Here is a 19,983-nt window from a genome sequence, read left to right on the forward strand (position 1 = left end):
CGTGACGGGTGCGGGGCCCGTCCGGCGGACAAGATGACAGGCATGGCCTTCCACGTCGATTCCGAGACCGGCCGGCTGCGGCGCGTCGTCCTGCACCGCCCCGGCCTCGAACTCAAACGACTGACCCCCAGCAACAAGGACGCGCTCCTCTTCGACGACGTGCTGTGGGTGCGCCGCGCGAAGGAGGAGCACGACGCCTTCGCCGCCGTGCTGCGCGAACGCGGTGTCGCGGTGCACCTCTTCGCCGACCTGCTGCGCGAGACGATGGCGCTCCCCGACGCGCGGCGGCTCGTCCTCGACCGCGTCTTCGACGACAAGGAGTACGGGCCGCTCGCCACCGACCGCCTCCGCTCCTCCTTCGAGGAACTCGGCGAGGCAGAGCTGACCGAGGCGCTCATCGGGGGCATGACCAAGCGCGAGTACCTGGAGCGCTGGCCCGAGCCCGTCTCGGTGGGCTTCCACGTCATGGAACCCGACGACCTGCTCCTCGGCCCGCTGCCCAACCACCTCTTCACCCGCGACACCTCCGCCTGGATCTACGACGGCGTGTCCATCAACGCGATGCGCTGGCCCGCCCGGCAGCGCGAGACCGTGCACTTCGAGGCGATCTACCGGCACCACCCGCTCTTCACCGGGCCCGAGGCGGGCGACTTCCGCCTGTGGTCCGAGGGGCAGCCCGACTATCCGTCCACGATCGAGGGCGGCGACGTCCTCGTCCTCGGCAACGGCGCGGTCCTCATCGGGATGAGCGAGCGCACGACGCCGCAGGCCGTGGAGATGCTCGCCACGAAGCTCTTCGCCGCCGGGTCGGCGCGCACGATCGTCGCGCTCGACCTGCCCAAGCGCCGCGCCTTCATGCACCTCGACACCGTCATGACGATGGTCGACGGCGACACCTTCACGCAGTACGCGGGGCTCGGCGACCTCCGCTCCTACACCATCGAGCAGGGCTCGGGCCCGCGCGACCTCAAGGTCACCGACCACCCGCCCGAGCACATGCGCCGCGCGCTCGCCGCCGCGCTCGGCCTCGATGCCGTACGCGTCCTCACGGCGACGCAGGACGTGCACGCCGCCGAGCGGGAGCAGTGGGACGACGGCTGCAACGTGCTCGCCGTGGAACCGGGCGTCGTCCTCGCCTACGAGCGCAACGCCACGACCAACACGTACCTGCGCAAGCAGGGAATCGAGGTCGTCGAGATCCCCGGGAGCGAGCTGGGGCGGGGGCGGGGCGGGCCGCGGTGCATGAGCTGCCCGGTGGAGCGGGACGCGGTGTGAGGCAGGGTGGTGGTGCGGGTGGGTGGTGCGGGGGAGGGCGGGGTGGGCGGTGTGACGTACGGTCGGTCCCCACCTTCCGGCCGTATAGAAATTCCTGATACCGTATACACTTCCATTCCGTCATCGTCGCCTCCGTACCTCTCCGTACGCGGCACCCCGGGAGCGCCCCTCATGGCCCACGACGCGATCGACCTCAGCGGCCGTCACTTCCTCAAGGAGCTGGACTTCGGCGCGGCCGAGTTCCGTTCGCTGATCGATCTCGCCGCGCGGCTCAAGGCCGCCAAGCGGGCCGGGACCGAGGTGCCGCGCCTGCGTGGCCGGAACATCGCGCTGATCTTCGAGAAGACGTCGACGCGCACGCGTGCCGCCTTCGAGGTCGCCGCGGCCGACCAGGGCGCGCACACGACGTACCTCGACCCCGCGGGCTCGCAGATCGGGCACAAGGAGTCGGCGAAGGACACGGCGCGGGTGCTCGGCCGGATGTACGACGCGATCGAGTACCGGGGGGACGGGCAGGACGTCGTCGAGGCGATAGCGGCCCACGCCGGGGTCCCCGTCTACAACGGGCTCACCGACGCCTGGCACCCCACCCAGATGCTCGCCGACGTGCTCACGATGACCGAGCACAGCCCGCTGCCGCTCCCGGAGATCTCCTTCGCCTACCTCGGCGACGCCCGCTTCAACATGGGCAACTCCTACCTGATCACCGGGGCCCTGCTCGGCATGGACGTCCGCATCGTCGCCCCCGAGGCGTACTGGCCGGCCCCCGAGATCGTCGCGAAGGCGCGGGAACTGGCGAAGGAGAGCGGCGCGCGCGTCACGCTCACCGAGGACGTGGCGGAGGGCGTACGGGGCGCGGGCTTCGTCGTGACCGACGTGTGGGTCTCGATGGGCGAGCCGGCGGAGGTGTGGGGCGAGCGGATCGCCGCGCTGCGGCCGTACGCGGTGACGATGGACGTCCTGCGCGCCACCGGCAACCCGGACGTCAGGTTCCTGCACTGCCTGCCGGCCTTCCACGACCTCGGCACGGGGGTGGGGCGCCGCATCCACGACGAGTTCGGCCTCGACTCGCTCGAAGTCACCGACGAGGTCTTCGAGTCCCCGTACTCGGTCGTCTTCGACGAGGCCGAGAACCGCCTGCACACCATCAAGGCGGTTCTTGTCGCGACGCTGGCGGGACCGGGGCGGGTGGCGGCGGACGAGCCGCACGAGGGCTGACGCGGGGGGCGGGGCGGGAGCCTCGACCGCTGGCGGGGTGGCCTCGCGGGGCGCTGCCCCGGGCCCCGCTCCTCAAGCGCCGGAGGGGCTGACTTGGGCTGGCGTGGCGGGTTTGCCCGCTGGCGCGGTGGCCTCAAGCGCTGGTGCGGCTGGTTTCTGGGGGGTGTTGTCGTTGTACCGGTAGCGAGGTCGTTGCCGCCAGCCGGAACCAGACCGCCTTGCCCGAGTCCGTGGGGCGGTGGCCGCAGGCGGCGGCGAGGGCGCGGATCAGGAGGAGACCGCGGCCGCCCTCGGCGAGCGGGTCGGGGGCTTCGAGCGGTTCGGGGGAGCTGAGAGCGCCGGGCGGGGCGGGGTCGCTGTCGAGCACCTCCACCTGGCAGTGGCTCGCGAGCAGCTCGACGTACAGCTCGATCGGCTCGCGTCCCTCGGTGTGCTCGACGGCGTTGGCCACCAGCTCGGCGGTGAGCAGTTCGGCGGTGTCCTGGTCGGGCCCGGACAGCGCCTCGCGGACGAGGGCACGGGCGAGCGGGACGGCCTGCGGGCTGTGCGGCAGCGTGCGGTGCCATGAGCGGATGGCGGCGGTATCCGGCACGACGAGGTTCCGTTCGTGTGGTGCGGGGGACGCGGGCGGCAGGGGGTGCCCGGGGGGACGTCTCTCCCCACCATACGAAGCCGCGCGCTAAACCGCGTCGCCCGGCCCCCGAGGGCCCCCGGGCCCCTCGCCACCCGCCTTGCTCAGCGCCCCGCCCCGCTCCCCGTCCGCGCCGTGTCCGTCTCCTCGTGCGGCGAGGTGTACGTACTGCCCCGGCCGCCGCCGACGACCCCCGCCACCAGGAAGAGCACGAGCAGCCACTTCCCGCCCGTGGAGACGAGCAGCGGGCGCGAGTGCGAGTACCGCTCCACGGGGTCGCCCGCGCCCGGCTCGTCGCCGAAGAACCGCTTCGGATAGGCGGGGGTGAGCAGCAGCCAGTACGCGGAGGTGCGCAGGTGGTAGCGCAGGGCCGCGACGCTCGCGCTGTGCAGCGCGGCCGGCATGCGGCCGAGTACGAGCGTGATCAGCCACCAGATGAGGCCGAGCGTCCACCAGCCGCTCATCGCGAGCGAGGCGATGATCCACGCCGGGATGATCAGGACGATCCGGAAGAGGACCGCGAGCCGGTTGAGGTGCGTCGGCCTGTTCTCGAAGCGCACCGCGTAGCCGGTGTCGTGGAAGAGCGCGAAGGGCGGGTAGCGGTCCACGAGCAGCATCGCGGACGCCCCGACGCGGGCCTCGTACGCGAGATACGCCGCGAGATACCGGAAGACCGGCTCCGGCAGCCGCCCCAGGACGAGCGCCGCGAACCAGCCGACGATCGCCGTGAGGAAGGCGGCGAGGGAGAGGAAGAACAGCACGACGGCGTGCGGCACGAGGAGCGGCAGCCGTAGCAGCACCGTCCACCGCCGCTGCCGCCCCGGCCCCGGCAGGTCGAGCGCGGGCAGCCACTCGAAGGCGCTCTCGGGCGGGTACGCGGCGGGGGCCGCCGGGTGCCCCCAGGTCCAGCCGCCCCCGTACGGACCGCCCTCGCCCTGCGCCATCGCGGGCTCCTCTCGCGCGCAGCCGCGCCACCGGGACGGCGGCGCGTCGCCTCCACGCTTGGCGGCCCGCCCGGGGCCCGCAATCCGGGTGACCCGTTCGGCTCAGTCCTCGGGGGGCGCCGGGGGCCGCACGATCAGCGCGAGATCGTGCGCGGAGGTGAAGAAGGGCCGGACCGTCGCGGTGCCGTGCTCGGGGTGCGGGACGGTCACGGCCGGGTAGTGGTCGGTGCGCTTGCGGTCGGTGCCGTCGCCGGTGACCCGGCCGAGCGGGACCGGTGCCTCCTCGGGACCCGGTGTACGAAGCTCCAGGTCCCACACCTCCTTCGGCGCCTCCTCGCCCGTCAGCGGCACGTCCCCCGCCCGGTGGAGCGGGAGGACGAAGCGGAAGGCGCCGTCGCGCGCCCCGTCAGCGGTCACCGGGACCTCGAAGGACCGGCCGCAGCCGCGCGCCCGCGCCCTGACCACCGCGCCCTGTGGATCGGCCCCGCCCGGAGCCAGGAACCGCGCCTCGACCTCGACGTGCTCCGCGCCGAGCCGCACGCCGGTGACCTCCGCGTGCCGGGCCCGCGCCCAGGCCCGTACCGCCAGGAAACCGTCGCTCGTCGTGTACGGGACCCGGGTGCGCAGCCCTTCGGCGTCCACGAGCGGGGGCGCGACGAGCAGCGCGGCCTGCTCGGCGCGGACCGCGCGCAGCCGGACGCGGGCGGATTCGTCGGCGTCGCGCGGCACCACGAAGCAGTCCCAGCGGCCCTCGGCGAGCGGGTGGGCGACGGCGTCGAGCACGGCCTCCGCCCCGTCGAGCGGCACCCGCACGGAACGCTGTTCCGGGTCCTTGCGCAGGCGTACGAGCAGGTCGAGCGGGCCCTCGGGCAGCCCTTCGGGCTCCGGGGCGAAGGAGAGCGCGCCGCCGGGGAGCGCGCGGGCCACCGCGTGGGGCCGCCCGGCGGGGGCGGGCGCCGTGGGCTCGGCGGGGGCCGGGGGGCGCAGCAGCGTGCGCAGCGCGGTGAGCGGGCCCCGGCGGCGCCGGCCCGCGCCGTGGCGGCCGAGCAGGTCCTCGTACTCGCGCGCGATGCGCTCGGGCGCGTAGCGGGCGGCGCGCTCGCGGCCGCGCGTGCCGAGCTTGGCGCGCAGTCCCGCGTCGCCCATGAGGTCGCGCAGCGCGGCGGCGTAGGCGGCGACGCGGTCGTCCTCGTCGCCGTCGAGCGGCACGAGCACCCCGGTGTCGCGGTGGCTGATGATCTCGCCGGGACCGTACGGGCAGTCGGTCGCGAGCACGGGCACGCCGCAGTGCATCGCCTCGACGAGGGTGAGCCCGAAGGACTCGCGGTCCGAGGAGACGGCGGCGATCGAGCCCTTGACCCACTCGGTCTCCAGGGGCGAGGCCGGGCCCATCAGACGGGCTCGCTCGTAGATGCCCAGTTCGTCGACGACGGCGCGCAGCCGCGCCTTGTCCGGGCCGCGCCCGTACAACCGCAGGGTCCACTCCGGGAAGGACGGCGCGGCGGCGGCGAAGGCGCGCAGGAGGCGGTCGTAGCGCTTGACGGCGACGAGTCGCCCCGCCGCGACGATCACGGGCGAGGCGAGCGTGGCCGGGGCGACGGCGGGGGCGGGGACGGCGTTCGGGACGCACAGGATCTCGGCGCGGACGCCGGGGAGCGCGGCCCGGTACTGCGCGGCGTCGGCCTCGGAGACGGTGACGAAGGCGTCGAGTCCGCCGAGGGTCGCGTTCTGGTCGGTGCGCAGCTGCTCGCTGTGCGCGTCCATCGCGAGGTGCTCCTGGCCGACGCGGACGAGCCCGGGGCGGCCGTGGCGGGCGAGGTAGCCGTTGAGGATGGGGCGCGTGGCGATCACCGCGTCGGCGTCGGTGCCGTCCAGCCAGGCGGCGATGCGCGCGTCGTGCAGCGCGGTGTAGCGCAGCCGGCCGAAGTCGACGCCCACGTCGGGGAAGACCGTGTTCGGGCGCTGGGTGAGCGGGTCCTCGCCCACGTAGCCGCGCGCGTCCTCGCGCATGTCGAGCAGGGCGCGCAGCCGCACGCGCGGGTCGAAGGCGAGGTCGGGGTGGTCCGAGGGGCGGTGCACGCTCACGACCTCGACGGCGTGCCCGCGCCCGGCGAGCGCGGCGGAGAGGTTCGCCACGGCGCGGACGGTGCCGCCGATCCCGTAGGCGTTGTGGATCAGCAGGGCGATTTTCATGCGGACAGTCCTTGGGCCTGGGGCCTCGGGGGCCTTGGGGCGACGCCGGAAGGCGGTGTAGTGCCCTGAGGTGCCAGGTGATGAATCTGTGCGCGGGCTATGTCTATATGGGGGAGGCCACCACAGGGCGGTCAAGCGGCTCCGGTCCGTAAGCGGAAAATTGGCTTGAAATCTTCGATGCGGACCGGATTCGTTCGTTACATAGAACATGCGTTCGGATTAGGCCCATCGCAAGGGTGAGGCGGGGGGCCCGTGGGTCACGGGGGGCGTGCGGGAAGCGGAACGCGCGGTGCGTGCGAGGGCGTGCGCGGTAGGGGGCGCGCTGTGCGTGGGTCGCGTGCGCCGGTCCGTGCGAGTGGTGCGCCGGTTGCCGATCTTCACCGCCCGCCGCAGCATGGAAATCTGGCGCGAGGCGAACGGGTGAGCAGCACCCGGTACGCCGGCTTTCGACACTGGAGGACCCGATGGCCCCCTACTTCGAGAACAACGGCGACCGCCTCGTACCGGACGCGCTCCAGGGCTTCGCGCGCGCCCACGCGGACCTCCTCTCGCTCGACCCCGAGCACGGCTTCCTGCTCGCCCGCGACACGGCGCCCGGGCGCAGGGTCGGTCTGCTCTCCGGCGGCGGCGCGGGGCACGAACCCCTGCACGCGGGGTTCGTGGGACCCGGGATGCTCGACGTGGCCGTGCCGGGGCGGGTCTTCGCCTCGCCGCACAACCGGCAGGTGTACGCGGCTTCGCGCGCCGGGGCGCGCGCGGACGGCGTCCTGCACCTCGTGAAGAACTACACGGGCGACCGCATCAACTTCGGCATCGCCGCCGAACGCCTCGCCCATGACGGCATCGCCTGCGCCCGCGTCCTGATCGACGACGACCTCGCCTCGGACTCCGAGGAGATCGCGGCGGGACGGCGCGGCACCGGCGGCACGGTGCTCGTGGAGAAGGTGCTCGGCGCGGCGGCCGACGAGGGTCTCGGCCTCGACGAACTCGCGGCCCTCGGCGCCGGCCTCGCGGCCCGCTGCCGCTCCCTCGCCGTCGCCTCGGCCGCGCACACCGCGCCCACGACGGGCGAGCGTGCCTTCGAACTGGAGGACGGCGAGCTGGAGTACGGCGTCGGCATCCACGGCGAGCGCGCGGGCCGCACGATGCTGCGCGGCGAACTCACCCCGCTCGTCGAGCGGATGACGGGCGAACTGCTCGCCGCGCTCGATCCGGGCGCAGGCAGCGAGGCGATCGTCCTCGTCAACGGGCTCGGGGCGACGACGCCGCTGGAGCTGTACGGGGTCTACGGCGAGGTCGCGGGCCGCCTGGACGCGCAGGGGGTGCGCCCGGCACGCAGCCTCGTCGGGAACTACGTGACGGCGCTCGACATGCGCGGCTTCTCGGTGAGCCTCCTGCTCGCCGACGAGGAGACCCTGCGCCGCTGGGACGCACCGGTGCGGACGGCGGCGCTGCGGTGGTGACGTGGGCCGCGAACGCGGCGCCACCGCGGTGGTGACGTGGACCGCGGATACGGCGGTACCGCGGTGGTGACCTGGGCCGCGGGTGTGGTGCGGTCACGAGGAGAGGGAGTGGTGTCGTGACGGAGCGAGCCATGGCATGGACGGGACCCGAACCGGACGCGGACGGCTGGATGCGCCGCTTCGCGGCCTCCGCGCAGGCCACCGAGGCCGAACTGACCGCGCTCGACCAGCGGGTCGGGGACGGTGACTTCGGTACGAACCTGAGCGCGGGCGTCGGCGCCGCGCTGCGCCGTGCCGACGCCGCCCCCGGCACGGACACGCTGGAGCACTTCGCCGAAGCGTTCCTCGACGAGGTCGGCGGGACGAGCGGCCCGCTCTTCGGGCTGCTGCTCCAGGCGATGGCGGGGGCGGTGGGCGAGGGGGGCTGGACGGTCGTCGCGCTCGCCGACGGCGTCGGTGAGGGCCTCGCCGCGATACGCCGCGTGGGCGGCGCGGCCCCGGGGGACAAGACCCTGGTCGACGCCCTCCACCCGGCGGCCGAGTCCCTCAAGGAGAGCGCCGCCGACCCCGACCGGACCCCGGGCTCCGCCCTGGCCGCGGCCGCCGAGGCCGGCTGGGCCGGAGTCCACCGCACGGCGGGGCTCCGCGCCCGCATGGGCCGCTCCAGCTACCTCGGAGACAGGGCCACGGGCGTCCCGGACCCGGGAGCGGTGGGTGTGGCCCTGTTCTTCGCCTCGGCGGGTGGAGAGGTGCGTCAGCTGGCTCCCCACCTGGGCCCCTCCGGCGGTTGAGGAGCGGGACGGCGGGGGGCGAGCCCGTCCGGGGGCGGGGCGGAACCCCGCCGGGCTCAGGGCCGCAGGCCCGGGCCACCCGTCACGTGCGCTCGCACCCACGCCATCAGGACGGGCGCGTCCAGCGCGGGCACCCACAGGTGCGCCCGCTCCGCCTCGGCCGGCCGCGCCCCCACCCCGAGCACCCGCAACCCCGCCGCCCGTGCCGCCTCCACGCCGGTGAGCGTGTCCTCGACGGCGAGGGCGCGGTCGGGCTCGACGCCGAGCAGCGCCGCGCCCTTCCGGTACACATCGGGCTCCGGTTTCGCCCGTACCTCCGCGTCCGGCACCACGACGTGCCGGAAGTGGCCGAGCAGTCCGGCCCGCCCGAGCGAGGTCTCGACGACCTCCCTGGGGCAGTTGCTCGCCACCGCGAGCGGCATCCGTTCGGCGAGTGCGCGGACGAAGGCGCCCGCGCCCGGCATGAGGACGGGGTCGGCGGCGGCGAGCGCGGTGAAGCGGCGCAGGAGTTCGGCCGTCAGTTCCTCGGCCAGCTCGGGCTTTCCGGCCTCCTCGGCCATGAGCCGTCCGCAGTCGGCGTAGTGGAGGCCGAGGGCGCGGGCGGCGAAGCCGGGCGAGGGCCGCAGGCCGAGCGTGGCGAGCGTGGCGACCCTGGCCTCGTGCCAGTGCCGCTCGGAGTCGACGAGGGTGCCGTCGCAGTCCAGCACGGCGGCCTCGGGGGTCCAGGAGAGCAGGGGGTGCGTGAAGTCGTTCATGGCGGTGCGCTTTCAGGGAGGGGACGGTGCGCGACGGTGCCGCGCGAACGGGGAGAAAGCGGGAGGAAAGGGGTGCACGAGAGCGGGGGGAGCCGCACGGCGGTCGCGAGGCGCCGGTGCGGGGGAGTCAGGGGGAGATGACGGGGAAGGCGCGTGACCGGGGACCGGGGGACCCGGTGCCGGTGAGGGCGCGTTCCGGACGGACGACGAGGCGGGGCGCGCTGGGTGGGCGCGCCTCAGGCGGCTCTCGTGCAAAACATCATGCGCACTACGTTATTTCCGCCCGCGAATCCCCCGCAATCGCCCGGAGTTGCGGTTGTGTGTGCGAAGCGCTCGTCCGGGGGGAGTGGCGAAGGGGTTTCGGGTATTCCGTGAAAGGTGTCAACAAGGCATTTGTGCAGCCGAGTTGGCCATGAGCGCGGCCCTCGGTGAGGTGATCGGGAAGCTGCGGGGGAGCGGGCGGGAAGCCGCGCGCAATCACCCGGAAGCGTGCATGCCCGAAAGAAAGGAACAATTTCCGGGCGCGAGCGGTCCGTTCGTATTCCCGGCGTACGCGGGCGCATTAGATTTCCCGGTTGTCACAACCATGTTGAACGAAGGTGGACGGCACATTGCAGGAAAGGGCGCAGGCGACCCGGAGAAAGGTGCTGGAAGCGGCGGCCGACCTCTTCGCCACGCGCGGCTACGCCGCGACGAGCATCAACGACATAAGCGCCAGGTCCGGCCGGACCAGCGGAGCCGTCTACTTCCACTACACGAACAAGGAGGGCGTCGCTCTCGCCGTCGTCCGGGACCGGTTCGCGGACTGGGGCCACCTGCGGTCCAGGTACACGGCACGTGACGTGTGTCCCCTGGAGAACCTGGTCGGGCTCAGCTTCGCCGTCGCGGGCAGCCTCGCAGACGACCCGGTGGCCCGCGCCGGGGCACGCCTGTGGGCCGAGCGCGCCACGATCGCCGCCCCGCTCCCCGACCCCTTCGGAGCCTGGACCTTCGGCGCCACCAGGCTGCTCGCCCGTGCCCGCCAGCGCGGCACGCTCAGCCCGGGCGTGAGTCCGGCCCGGACCGCTCCCGCGCTGGTCCGGGCCTTCTACGGCGTCTCCGTCCTCACCGCCCCGCTCGGCACGCACGAGGGCGCGGGCACCGGCAGGGGCGCGGGGGAGGGGAGGCGGCGCGGGCAGATCGTCGGCGAGCGGTTGTACGAGTGGTGGCGCCTCGTCCTGCCCGCGCTCTACGCGCGGCGGGGCGACACCGGCCTTCTGGAGCGCGCCGCCCGGGCGGCCGCCGAGCCCGAGCATCCCCTCGCGGGGAACGCCTGAACGCGCCCGGGACCGTACGCGACGACTCCGCGCCGGTCCCGTCCCGGGCCGTCCGGTCCCGTCCCGGGCCGTCCGGTCCCGTCCCGGGCCGTCCGGTTCCGGCCCGGGCCCGCCCGGCCCCATGCCGGGACCGGACGCCGCCCGCGCGAGCCGGCCTCGCTCAGCCCCCGGTCGACTTCGGGGCCACGACGCCCCGCCTGATGGGCTCGCCCACCCGGTGCATGTGCGTCAGCGCCTCCTTGTACGAGCGCAGCAGCCCCGTCTCGTGGTACGGGATGCCGAGTTCGGCGCAGTACGCGCGGACCAGGGGCTGGGCCCGGCGCAGGTGCGGGGTCGGCATGCTCGGGAAGAGGTGGTGCTCGATCTGGTAGTTGAGACCACCGAGGGCGACATCGGTGACGAGCCCGCCGCGCACATTGCGCGAGGTGAGGACTTGCCGGCGCAGGAAGTCGGGACGCTCGTTCCCGGTCAGCGTCGGCATCCCCTTGTGGTTGGGCGCGAAGGTGGAACCGAGGTAGACGCCGAAGAGCGCCTGGTGCACGAAGAGGAAGGCGACCGCCTTGCCGGGCGACAGGACGAGGAAGAGCGCCGCGAGGTACCCCGCCAGGTGCGCGAAGAGCAGTACCCCTTCCAGGACCCGCTGCTTCATCTCCGGCCTGCGCAGCGCCCGCACGCTCGACACGTGGAGGTTGAAGCCCTCCAAAGTGAGCAAGGGGAAGAAGAGCGCCGCCTGGTGACCGCCGATGAGCCGGGCGATGCCCCTGCTGTGCCGCGCCTGCTCCTTCGACCACACGAGGATGTCCGGGGCGACGTCGGGGTCCAGCTCCTCATGGTTCGGGTTGGCGTGGTGGCGGGTGTGCTTGTTCATCCACCAGCCGTAGCTCATGCCGATGCCGAGATTGCCGAAGAGCCGTCCGCCGATCTCGCTGGGCCGCCGCGTACGGAAGACCTGACGATGCGCCAAGTCGTGTGCCACCAGAGCGACCTGGCCGAAGACGAGGGCGAGGAACGCGGCCACGGCGAGCTGCCACCAGGAGTCGCCGAGCAGCGCGAAGGCCGTCCAGCCACCCGCGAGGGCCGCGGCGACGAGGCCGAGGCGCAGGGTGTAGTAGCCGGGGCGCCGGTCGAGCAGTCCGGCCGCGCCGACGCGCTGGGCGAGGCGGGCGAAATCGCTGCCGCCGCTCCGGTCACCCGCGCCGCGCGGCGTGGGCACCGGGCGGGGTGCGAGGGGAGTCGTCGTCATGAGGCGAGTCTTCGCCTCCCGGGCCCCGAGGGGCAGCCTGCTGACGCCCGGACCCAGGGGGGTGCCACCCGGTGAGCGGCCCGGGGGCTAACCCCCGTAACGCCTCCGTGACCTGCGAGGACTGTGGGGGTAGGGAGCGAGGTGCCCGGCGTGCTCCGCGCCGGGGGTGGGTTCCGCAGCCACCTAAGGTTAGGCTAGCCTTCGTGGCGTGAAACCAGCTGAACGAGCGCTCACCGCCCCCCGTACGCGTGGCCACGGCCTCAGCGCGACGGGCGTCTGTGTGGCCTACGACCGCGCGGACGTCCTCCACGACGCCGCCCTGTCGCTGCGCCCCGGCGAGGTCACCGCGCTCGTGGGACCCAACGGCAGCGGAAAGTCGACCCTCCTGCGCACCCTCGCCCGCCTCCAGCGCGCCCGCGCCGGGGACGTGCGCTTGGAGGAGGACGGCACGGACCGCGTCGACGCCCTCGCGCTCGCCCCCAAGGAGTTCGCGCGCCGCGTCGCGCTGTTGACCCAGCAGCGTCCCACGCCCGGCGGGCTGCGGGTGCGCGACGTCGTCGAGTTCGGCCGTTACCCCTACCAGGGCCGCTGGGGCGGCACCGACCCCGAGGGCACGGCCGCGATTGAGCGCGCGCTGCGCCTGACCGGCGTCCAGGACCTCGCCGAACGCGCCGTCGAGCAGCTCTCGGGCGGCCAGCTCCAGCGCGTCTGGCTGGCCGGCTGCCTCGCCCAGGAGACCGGCATCCTCCTCCTGGACGAACCCACCACCTACCTCGACCTGCGCTACCAGGTCGAACTCCTCGACCTCATGCGGGACCTGGCCGACGAGCACCTGATCGCCGTCGGCGTCGTCCTGCACGACCTCGACCAGGCCGCCGCCGTCGCCGACCGCGTCGCGCTCCTGCGCGACGGACGCGTCGTCGCGGACGGCACGCCCGAGGAGGTGCTCCTCTCCGAGCGCCTCACCGAGGTCTACGGCATCCGTATCGAGGTCGACACCGACCCCCTCACCGGACGGCCGCGCACCCGCGCGATAGGCCGCCACAGCACCAGAAGTGAAAGGCTCCACCCCACGCCATGAGACGACTCCTCCTCGCCACGGCCGCGGTGGCCACCGCCGCGATGACCCTCGCCGCCTGCGGCTCCTCGGAGCCCGCGAAGGACGAGCCCGCCTCCAAGGGCTCGGCCGCCACCTCGAAGGTCTCCGTGACCGACGACAAGGGCCAGAAGGTCACGCTCGACGGCCCCGCCAAGCGGATCGTCACCACCGAGTGGAACGTCACCGAGGCCGCCCTCAGCCTCGGCGTCACGCCGGTCGGCGTCGCCGACATCAAGGGCTACCGCGCCTGGGACAAGGCCGCCCCGCTCGGTGACGGCGCCAAGGACATCGGCATGCGCGGCGAACCCAGCATGGACACCGTCGCGGCGCTGAACCCCGACGTCATCGTCGCGACGAGCGACCTCAAGGCCGCCGCGGTCAAGCAGCTCCGCAAGATCGCCCCCGTCCTGGAGGTCGACTCCGCGGTCGGCGGCGCGCAGCTCAAGACCGTCGACCGCACCCTCGACCTCGTCGCCAAAGCCACCGGCACGACCGACAAGGCCACCACGGTCAAGAAGGACTTCCGCGACAAGATCGCCGAGGGCAGGAAGGCGCTCGCCGACGCGGGCGCCGACAAGCGCGAGGTCGCCTTCGCGGACGGCTGGGCCACCGGCAACCAGGTCTCCGTGCGCCCCTTCACCGAGCAGTCCTTCCTCGGCGAGATCAACACCGAGCTCGGCCTCACCAACGCGTGGACGCAGAAGGGCGACAAGGCGTACGGCCTCGCCTCGACCGACGTCGAGGGCCTCACCAAGCTCGGTGACGTCAACTTCCTCTACATCGCCTCGGACGCGGACGGCGGTGACCCCTTCGCCAAGCTCGCGAAGAACTCCGTCTGGAAGTCGCTGCCCTTCGTCAAGAAGGACCACGTCCACCGCCTGGACGACGGCGTCTGGCAGTTCGGCGGCCCCGCCTCCGGCAGCGCCTACGTCGACAACGTCGTCAAGGCGCTCACCAAGTGACCCGCCCGGCGGGCCGCCGCACCCGGCGCTGACGGCCCGCCGCTCCCGACGGCCCCCGGGGACCCGCGTCCCCCGGGGCCGCCCGGCGTGACGGGGTCCGCCTCCGTGCCGCCGCTCCGTCCCGTACGTACGCGCCGCCGCCCCCCGCCGGCGCGCCCCCACGGCCGGCCCTTCCCCTCCCGCAGCAGACGTGACGAAACAAGGCTCATGACCGCGACCGCAACGCGCCCTCCCGTCCAGGAGTCCACCGCCCCCGCGCACCGCGGGGGCGCCGGGGCCATCACGCTGGGGCTCCTCCTCGTCGTCGTGGCCTTCGCCGTCATCGACATCGCGCAGGGCACCTCGGACGTCGGCCTCTCCGACGTGTGGCACGCGGCGATCGGCGACGGCGACCACACCTCCGCCTCCGTCGTCGCGGCCTCGCGCCTGCCGCGCGCCGTCGCCGGGCTCGTCGTCGGGCTCGCACTCGGCGCCGCCGGGCGCGCCCTGCAGACGATGAGCCGCAACGTCCTCGCGGCCCCGGACACGCTCGCGGTCAACGCCGGTTCCTACCTCGCCCTCGCGCTCTTCGCCGTCACCGGTGTCTCGGTCCCGCTCCTCGCCTCCTCGGGCGTCGCCTTCATCGGCGCGCTCGCCGCCTGCGCCGTCGTCCTCGGCGTCTCCGGGCTCGGTACGGGCACGGTCCGCCTCGTCCTCGCCGGCACCGCGCTCGCCCTCGGCCTCGACGCCGTCACGCAGTCGCTCCTGCTCCTCTTCCCGCAGGAGACCGAGGGCCTCTTCCAGTGGAACCAGGGCTCCATCGCGCAGAACGGCTTCGACGGCATCCTCCAGATGCTGCCCGTCATCGCCGTCGCGCTCCTCGGCCTCCTCCTCGTCTCGCGCCGCCTCGACGCGCTCGCCCTCGGCGACGACGCGGCACGCGGCCTCGGCGTCGCCGTGGGCCGCACCCGGCTGATCGTCGTCGTGCTCACCGCGCTGCTCGCCGCCGCCGCCGTCACCCTCACCGGGCCGCTCGGCTACGCGGGCCTGTGCGCGCCCGCGCTCGTCCGCCCCCTCGTCGCCCGCTACCAGGGCTTCGTGCGGACCCGCGCGAACATCCCGCTCGCCGGCCTCGTCGGCGCGGGGCTCGTCCTTGGCTCGGACGTCCTGCTGCGTACCTTCGTCACCGCCGACCGCTCCACCGGCATCCCGACCGGCACCGTCACGAGCCTGCTCGGCGCGATCTTCCTCGTCGTCATGGCGGTACGGCTCAAGGAGGGCGGCGACGCGCAGGAGCCGGAGCGCACCCGCATACCCGGCCGGGGCGCGTACCTCCTCACCCTCGCCGTCATCGTCGTCGTGCTCGTCGGCCTCGTCATCGCGGGCGCCCTCCTCGGCGACAACGTGCTCCTCCTCGGCGACCTCACCAACTGGGCCACGGGCCGCGCGGGTTCCGCGATCTCCTTCGTCCTCGACACCCGCGTCCCGCGCGTCCTCTCCGCGCTCCTCGCGGGCGCCGCGCTCGCCCTCTCGGGCACCCTCGTGCAGGCGGTGACGCGCAACCCGCTCGCCGAACCGAGCGTGCTCGGTGTCTCGGGCGGCGGTGCGCTCGGCGCCGTCCTCGCCACGACCGCCGCCACCGGCATCGGTACGTGGGGCATCGCGGGCGCCGCCTTCGCGGGCTCCGCGGCGGCGGCCGTGCTCGTCTTCGGGCTGGCCGCGCGGGGCGGCTTCCGGCAGAACCGCGTCATCCTCGTCGGCATCGGGGTCTCGGCGGCGACGACCGCGCTCATCGGCCTCGTCATCGTCCTGACCGACCCCTTCAACGCGGCCAAGGCCCTTACCTGGCTCTCCGGTTCGACGTACGGGCGCGAGCTGCCCGACCTGCTGCCGGTCGGTGTCGCCCTGCTGCTCGGCGGGGCCGTCGCGGTGGCCTCGCGCCGCGACCTCGACCTCGTCTCGCTCGACGACGACACGCCCCGCCTGCTCGGCCTGCCGCTCGCGCCGCGGCGGCTCCTGTTGCTCGGCACGGCGGTCGTCCTCACGGCGACGGCCGTCGCGGCGGCCGGAACGATCGGTTTCGTCGGGCTCGTCGCACCGCACGCGGCGCGCGCCCTCGTCGGCCGCCGCCACGCGCGGGTCCTGCCGACGGCGATGCTCCTGGGGGCGTGCCTGGTGACGCTCGCGGACATGCTGGGGCGCACCGTCATCGCGCCCTCGCAGCTGGGCGCCGGGCTCATGACGTCGCTGGTGGGGACGCCGTACTTCATCTACCTGCTGGTGCGCACGAGGCGGTAGGCGGGGGCGCGGGCCTCGCGTCCAGCGGGGCGGGCCTTCTCCGGGGCTCCGCCCCAGGCCCCGGTCCTCAAACGCCCCCAGCCTTCGGCCGGGAGGTGCCCCCAGACGGGCTGGATTCCTGGGCTTGTGGTGGGGTTCCGCCCCCTGGCCCCGGGAGGTCCGGGGGACCGGGGAGGGAGGGGGCGTCCGGTGCGTGGTGGTCGGGGAGCTGGGAGGGAGCGCGCAGTCGCGGTCCCTCCGGGAGGAGTCCATGGGCCCCGGGCGGGTCGAGGTCGTACGTCGCGGTGCTCCCCGCCCCGGAGAACACCGCCTTCTCCTCCGCCTCCGTCACCGCGATGCCCCTGCCCTCCGTCGCGGTCACCGCGATCGCCCGCTCCTCCGCCGGGGAGAGCGCGATGGCCCGTTCCTCGGCCTCCGACAGGCCTATGCCGTCCTCGCCGTCACCCATCACGACCTCCTCCGTTTCTCTTCGTATGTCCCGTGACCGCCCTGTGAACCCCGTGTTGACCGGTGTCACCCATTCCGGTTAGGTTCGTGCGGTACGGCGCCCGCGCCCCCGCGCCCGGGCCCGCGACCGTAGGCGTTAACGTCAGTCAACGCGCTTCCAGCTTCCTGCCCAGCACGACACGGCAGGGGCGGCGCGTCGGCGTACCGCGGACCGTTGCCCCGCCGGGAAACGGAGTCCTTCCGGTGGCCGACAGCGCTCACCAGCCCACCGAGAGCCCCGAGGACACGCCGCCAGCTCCCGCCCTCGTCCCCGCGCAGCGCCGCCGACGCTTCACCGTCGACACGACCCCGCTCCGCATCAAGCCCTTCCGCCGCCTGTGGTCGTCCACGGTCGTCACCGCGATCGGCAGCCAGCTCACGGCCGTCGCCGTCCCCCTCCAGATCTACGACGACACCGGCTCCTCCGCCCTCGTCGGCGTCGCGGGCGCCGTCGCGCTCGTCCCGCTCGTCGTCTTCGCGCTGTGGGGCGGCGCCATCGCCGACCTGCGCGACCGCCGCACGCTCCTCCTCCTCAGCAACGCCGGCATCGCCCTCACCTCGCTCCTCTTCTGGGCACAGGCGGCGCTCGGGATGCACTCGGTGGCGGTCCTGTTCGTCCTGCTCGCCTTCCAGCAGGCGCTCTTCGGCATCAACGCCCCCACCCGCACCGCCTCCGTCGCCCGCCTCGTCCCCGAGGCCCAGCTCCCGGCCGCGACCGCGCTCACCTCCACCGTCGCCCAGTTCGGCCAGATCCTCGGCCCGCTGCTCGCCGGGGCGCTCGCCCCCGTCCTCGGTATCTCGACGCTCTACCTCGTCGACACGCTCGCCCTCGTCATCACCCTGTGGGCCGTGTGGAAGCTCCCGCCGCTGCCCCCGCTCAAGACCGCCGCGCGCCGTGCCGGTCTCAAGGACATCTTCGACGGCTTCCGCTACCTGTGGCCGCGCAAGCTCCTCCTCGTCTCCTTCGTCGCCGACATCGCGGCGATGGTCCTCGGTATGCCCCGCGCCCTCTTCCCCGAGATGGCCGACACGTACTTCGGCGGCGACGCCGCGCTCGGCGTGCTCTACGCGGCGCTCCCCGTCGGCGCCCTGCTGTGCGGGGTCTTCTCCGGGCTCTACTCGCACATCCGCCGCCACGGCGTGATGGTCGTCCTCTCGGTCGCCGCGTGGGGACTCGCCGTCGTGGGACTCGGGCTCGCGCACTCCCTGTGGCTCGCCGCGCTCATGCTGGCGCTCGCCGGAGCGGCCGACATGATCTCGATGGTCTTCCGCGGCGTCATCCTCCAGTCAGAGGCCACGGACGAGATGCGCGGCCGGATGCAGGGCGTCTTCACCGTCGTCGTCGCCGGCGGTCCGCGCCTCGCCGACCTGCTCCACGGCACCGTGGGCGAGGCGGTCGGCGCGCGCGGCGCGACGGCGGGCGGCGGGCTCCTCGTCGTCGTCGCCGTCGTCCTCCTCGCCCTCGTCGTGCCCGCGTTCTGGCGGTACGTACCGGCCGCGACCATCCGCGAGTGAGCCCGCGGCCCGGGGCGCCCGCCCGTCCCCGCGCCGACTCTTCTGTGCCGTTTCTGTGAAGGAAGCGTTTTCGCGGGTACTCGTGCCGAGTCCCGTCACCCTGACGGGACGTCATCGGACGGCCGGTCGGGGACCGGCGGAAGGGCGGGACCATGACGACGAGGCGGACGCGGACCACGGCGGCGGCGCTCGGGATGCTGTGCGCGGGGGCACTCGCGCTCTCGGCGTGCGGCGACTCGGACGACGCCGACGAGGCGTTCAAGGGCCAGAAGCCCGACGACATCGCGGCGAAGGCCGTCGCCGCCACCGACAAGGCCCCCTCCGTCCACCTCAAGGGCACCTCGCACGTCAAGGGCGGCAACGTCGTCAAGATCGACATACGCGTCGACGACAAGGGCCACTGCACCGGCACGATGAGCGGCGACGGGGCCACGGCGGAACTGCTGCGCGACGGCGGCGACATCCTCATCAAGGGTGACAAGAAGTTCTGGACCAACTCCGCGAAGGCGAGCGGCGGCTCCGGCGGCCAGGGCGCCCAGCTCGCCGACAAGCTCGCGGGCAAGTGGGTCAAGGCACCCGCGGACAGCGCCGACGCCTCGCTCTGCGACAAGAAGGCGTTCCTCGCCTCCATGGACCAGGACAAGTCCGAGCGCCAGGGCCTCAAGCGCGGCGACACGAACGAGGTCGACGGCAAGGACGCGCTCGCGCTCAAGAAGGAGAAGGGCGGCAAGCGCCTCACGATGCACGTCGCGACCGAGGGCGACCCCTACATCCTGCGCACCGAGACGAAGGGCTCCGAGCCCAACGACATGACCTTCTCCGAGTACGGCAAGAAGGTCGAGGTGCAGAAGCCCGCCGACGACGAGATCGTCGACCCCGCGAACCTGAAGGCGTGAGGTGCGGGAGGCGTGAGGTGCGGGGGTGAGGTGTCGCGGGGCATGAGCCGCGTGCTCTGAGGCGGGGGCCGGTACGAGGCCCGGCGACCGGGAGCCGGTACGGGCCGGGGGCGGAGCGCCCCCGGCCCGGCGCGTGTGCTCGCCCCCCGCGCCCCCCCACCGCTCCCGCGCTCCTTCGTGTCGCGTGTCCCTTCCCCGGTCCGCTCGTTGCTCCGTACGCCGGAACCGCTCCCGCCCCGCGCGGGGTCCCGGGGCCGGTGCGGTTCGCGGTCCGGCGCGGGGAGCGCCGGAGGAGGAGGGGGCGAATGGCAGGCTGGATCACGGCCGGGATCATGGCGGCCACGGCGTTCTGCCCGTTGCCGGGCCACACGGGCGGGACCTCGGTGCTCATCGAGGGCGGGCCGATCGGGGGACACCTCGTCGTCTGCACCGACCACGCGTGGGTCGAGATCAACGGTCACCACCCGCCCCGGCCCACCCCGCCACCGCCCCCGGAGCCCACCCCGACTCCCACCCCGCCCCCGCCGCCCCCGGCACCCCCCGCGCCGAAGCCGCCCACGCCGCCGAAGCCCGCGCCCAAACCCCCGGCGCCCGCCCCGCCGCCCGCCCCGCGCCCCGCGCCGCCGCCACCCCCGAGGCCCCGCCCCGCCGTGGTCGCGCCGCCGCCCGCCGCGCGTCCGGCCCCGCCGCCGAGCCCGCGTCCGCGCCCCGCGCCGCCGAAACCGCCCCCACCCGAGGCGGTCCCCGCCCCGCGGCCCGCGCCCGCCGCCTTCCGCTGGGAGCCCCGCGAGCACCGCCCGGTCGCCCAGCGCCCGGAGCCCGCGGGGATGCCGGTCACCACCACGACCCTCGTCGTGATGCTCCCCGCCGTGCTCACCGCCGTGGCCCTCCGGCCGGGCGGCCGTCGCAGGCGCTGAAC

17 protein-coding genes are annotated in these 19,983 nt (G+C 74.2%); 11 read left to right on the forward strand and 6 right to left on the reverse strand.

Translation table 11 applies throughout. The features are described 5' to 3' along the window. Positions 1-42: 42 nt before the first annotated feature. Complete coding sequence (locus ACIP4O_RS18505) at positions 43-1,275, forward strand: arginine deiminase (RefSeq protein WP_401575624.1); 1,233 nt, start codon at positions 43-45, stop codon at positions 1,273-1,275. Positions 1,276-1,446: 171 nt separating this feature from the next. After that, a complete protein-coding gene (gene argF, locus ACIP4O_RS18510) occupies positions 1,447-2,493 on the forward strand; it encodes an ornithine carbamoyltransferase (RefSeq protein WP_401575626.1) in 1,047 nt (348 codons plus the stop codon). 133 nt (positions 2,494-2,626) lie between these two features. On the opposite strand, the gene ACIP4O_RS18515 is transcribed toward argF, so the two are convergent. The 3 genes from ACIP4O_RS18515 to ACIP4O_RS18525 form a co-directional block, all read right to left on the reverse strand. Continuing rightward, on the reverse strand, positions 2,627-3,085 hold the full coding sequence (locus ACIP4O_RS18515; RefSeq protein WP_401575628.1) for an ATP-binding protein: 459 nt from the start codon (positions 3,083-3,085) through the stop codon (positions 2,627-2,629). Positions 3,086-3,228: 143 nt separating this feature from the next. Next, positions 3,229-3,924 carry a DUF4389 domain-containing protein gene (locus ACIP4O_RS18520; RefSeq protein WP_401576222.1) on the reverse strand — a complete coding sequence of 232 codons (696 nt, stop codon included), beginning with the start codon at positions 3,922-3,924 and terminating at the stop codon, positions 3,229-3,231. 246 nt (positions 3,925-4,170) lie between these two features. Then, on the reverse strand, positions 4,171-6,261 hold the full coding sequence (locus ACIP4O_RS18525; RefSeq protein WP_401575629.1) for a glycosyltransferase: 2,091 nt from the start codon (positions 6,259-6,261) through the stop codon (positions 4,171-4,173). A 464-nt stretch (positions 6,262-6,725) separates the two neighbouring features. Between ACIP4O_RS18525 and ACIP4O_RS18530 the strand changes: the two genes are divergently transcribed. Further along, positions 6,726-7,724: a dihydroxyacetone kinase subunit DhaK gene (locus tag ACIP4O_RS18530; RefSeq protein WP_361332329.1), complete on the forward strand. Its 999-nt coding sequence runs from the start codon at positions 6,726-6,728 to the stop codon at positions 7,722-7,724. Positions 7,725-7,855: 131 nt separating this feature from the next. Continuing rightward, entirely contained in the window at positions 7,856-8,515 is a 660-nt protein-coding gene (locus ACIP4O_RS18535) for a DAK2 domain-containing protein (protein WP_401576224.1), read from the forward strand. Positions 8,516-8,571: 56 nt separating this feature from the next. Here the strand turns inward: ACIP4O_RS18535 and ACIP4O_RS18540 are convergent, their stop codons facing one another. Continuing rightward, positions 8,572-9,270 (reverse strand): HAD family hydrolase, encoded by a 699-nt coding sequence (locus tag ACIP4O_RS18540; RefSeq protein WP_401575632.1) that lies wholly within the window; start codon positions 9,268-9,270, stop codon positions 8,572-8,574. A 611-nt stretch (positions 9,271-9,881) separates the two neighbouring features. Between ACIP4O_RS18540 and ACIP4O_RS18545 the strand changes: the two genes are divergently transcribed. Further along, positions 9,882-10,586 carry a ScbR family autoregulator-binding transcription factor gene (locus ACIP4O_RS18545; protein WP_401576225.1) on the forward strand — a complete coding sequence of 235 codons (705 nt, stop codon included), beginning with the start codon at positions 9,882-9,884 and terminating at the stop codon, positions 10,584-10,586. A gap of 160 nt (positions 10,587-10,746) precedes the next feature. Here the strand turns inward: ACIP4O_RS18545 and ACIP4O_RS18550 are convergent, their stop codons facing one another. Then, positions 10,747-11,829 carry a fatty acid desaturase family protein gene (locus ACIP4O_RS18550; protein ID WP_401575634.1) on the reverse strand — a complete coding sequence of 361 codons (1,083 nt, stop codon included), beginning with the start codon at positions 11,827-11,829 and terminating at the stop codon, positions 10,747-10,749. Between the two features lie 208 nt (positions 11,830-12,037). On the opposite strand from ACIP4O_RS18550, the gene ACIP4O_RS18555 reads away from it, so the two are divergent. The 3 genes from ACIP4O_RS18555 (at position 12,038) to ACIP4O_RS18565 (ending at position 16,167) form a co-directional block, all read left to right on the forward strand. Next, on the forward strand, positions 12,038-12,910 hold the full coding sequence (locus ACIP4O_RS18555) for an ABC transporter ATP-binding protein (RefSeq protein ID WP_401575636.1): 873 nt from the start codon (positions 12,038-12,040) through the stop codon (positions 12,908-12,910). After that, positions 12,907-13,890, forward strand: coding sequence for an iron-siderophore ABC transporter substrate-binding protein (locus ACIP4O_RS18560; protein WP_401575638.1), 984 nt, complete (start codon positions 12,907-12,909; stop codon positions 13,888-13,890). The genes ACIP4O_RS18555 and ACIP4O_RS18560 overlap by 4 nt, the downstream gene beginning before the upstream one ends. Positions 13,891-14,097: 207 nt before the next feature. Beyond that, a complete protein-coding gene (locus ACIP4O_RS18565; protein WP_401575639.1) occupies positions 14,098-16,167 on the forward strand; it encodes an iron ABC transporter permease in 2,070 nt (689 codons plus the stop codon). 67 nt (positions 16,168-16,234) lie between these two features. Here ACIP4O_RS18565 and ACIP4O_RS18570 read toward each other — a convergent pair whose 3' ends face one another. Beyond that, entirely contained in the window at positions 16,235-16,615 is a 381-nt protein-coding gene (locus ACIP4O_RS18570; RefSeq protein WP_401575641.1) for a hypothetical protein, read from the reverse strand. A gap of 242 nt (positions 16,616-16,857) precedes the next feature. Between ACIP4O_RS18570 and ACIP4O_RS18575 the strand changes: the two genes are divergently transcribed. The 3 genes from ACIP4O_RS18575 to ACIP4O_RS18585 all read left to right on the forward strand — a co-directional run bounded on the left by ACIP4O_RS18575 (position 16,858) and on the right by ACIP4O_RS18585 (position 19,981). Continuing rightward, positions 16,858-18,168, forward strand: coding sequence for an MFS transporter (locus tag ACIP4O_RS18575; RefSeq protein WP_401575643.1), 1,311 nt, complete (start codon positions 16,858-16,860; stop codon positions 18,166-18,168). 152 nt (positions 18,169-18,320) lie between these two features. Then, positions 18,321-19,064 carry a hypothetical protein gene (locus tag ACIP4O_RS18580; RefSeq protein WP_401575645.1) on the forward strand — a complete coding sequence of 248 codons (744 nt, stop codon included), beginning with the start codon at positions 18,321-18,323 and terminating at the stop codon, positions 19,062-19,064. 305 nt (positions 19,065-19,369) lie between these two features. After that, a complete protein-coding gene (locus ACIP4O_RS18585; RefSeq protein WP_401575647.1) occupies positions 19,370-19,981 on the forward strand; it encodes a hypothetical protein in 612 nt (203 codons plus the stop codon). Positions 19,982-19,983 lie beyond the last annotated feature (2 nt).

This window comes from Streptomyces sp. NPDC088923, from assembly GCF_044749745.1.
Classification (GTDB): domain Bacteria; phylum Actinomycetota; class Actinomycetes; order Streptomycetales; family Streptomycetaceae; genus Streptomyces.

Excerpts from the sequence above, each read along its gene's own strand:
- ACIP4O_RS18540 (WP_401575632.1), bottom strand. The coding sequence starts at position 9,270 with ATGAACGACTTCACGCACCCCCTGCTCTCCTGGACCCCCGAGGCCGCC.
- ACIP4O_RS18570 (WP_401575641.1), bottom strand. The coding sequence starts at position 16,615 with ATGGGTGACGGCGAGGACGGCATAGGCCTGTCGGAGGCCGAGGAACGG.
- ACIP4O_RS18580 (WP_401575645.1), top strand. The coding sequence starts at position 18,321 with ATGACGACGAGGCGGACGCGGACCACGGCGGCGGCGCTCGGGATGCTG.
- ACIP4O_RS18585 (WP_401575647.1), top strand. The coding sequence starts at position 19,370 with ATGGCAGGCTGGATCACGGCCGGGATCATGGCGGCCACGGCGTTCTGC.
- ACIP4O_RS18560 (WP_401575638.1), top strand. The coding sequence starts at position 12,907 with ATGAGACGACTCCTCCTCGCCACGGCCGCGGTGGCCACCGCCGCGATG.
- ACIP4O_RS18565 (WP_401575639.1), top strand. The coding sequence starts at position 14,098 with ATGACCGCGACCGCAACGCGCCCTCCCGTCCAGGAGTCCACCGCCCCC.
- ACIP4O_RS18505 (WP_401575624.1), top strand. The coding sequence starts at position 43 with ATGGCCTTCCACGTCGATTCCGAGACCGGCCGGCTGCGGCGCGTCGTC.
- ACIP4O_RS18535 (WP_401576224.1), top strand. The coding sequence starts at position 7,856 with ATGGCATGGACGGGACCCGAACCGGACGCGGACGGCTGGATGCGCCGC.
- ACIP4O_RS18550 (WP_401575634.1), bottom strand. The coding sequence starts at position 11,829 with ATGACGACGACTCCCCTCGCACCCCGCCCGGTGCCCACGCCGCGCGGC.
- ACIP4O_RS18530 (WP_361332329.1), top strand. The coding sequence starts at position 6,726 with ATGGCCCCCTACTTCGAGAACAACGGCGACCGCCTCGTACCGGACGCG.
- argF (WP_401575626.1), top strand. The coding sequence starts at position 1,447 with ATGGCCCACGACGCGATCGACCTCAGCGGCCGTCACTTCCTCAAGGAG.
- ACIP4O_RS18525 (WP_401575629.1), bottom strand. The coding sequence starts at position 6,261 with ATGAAAATCGCCCTGCTGATCCACAACGCCTACGGGATCGGCGGCACC.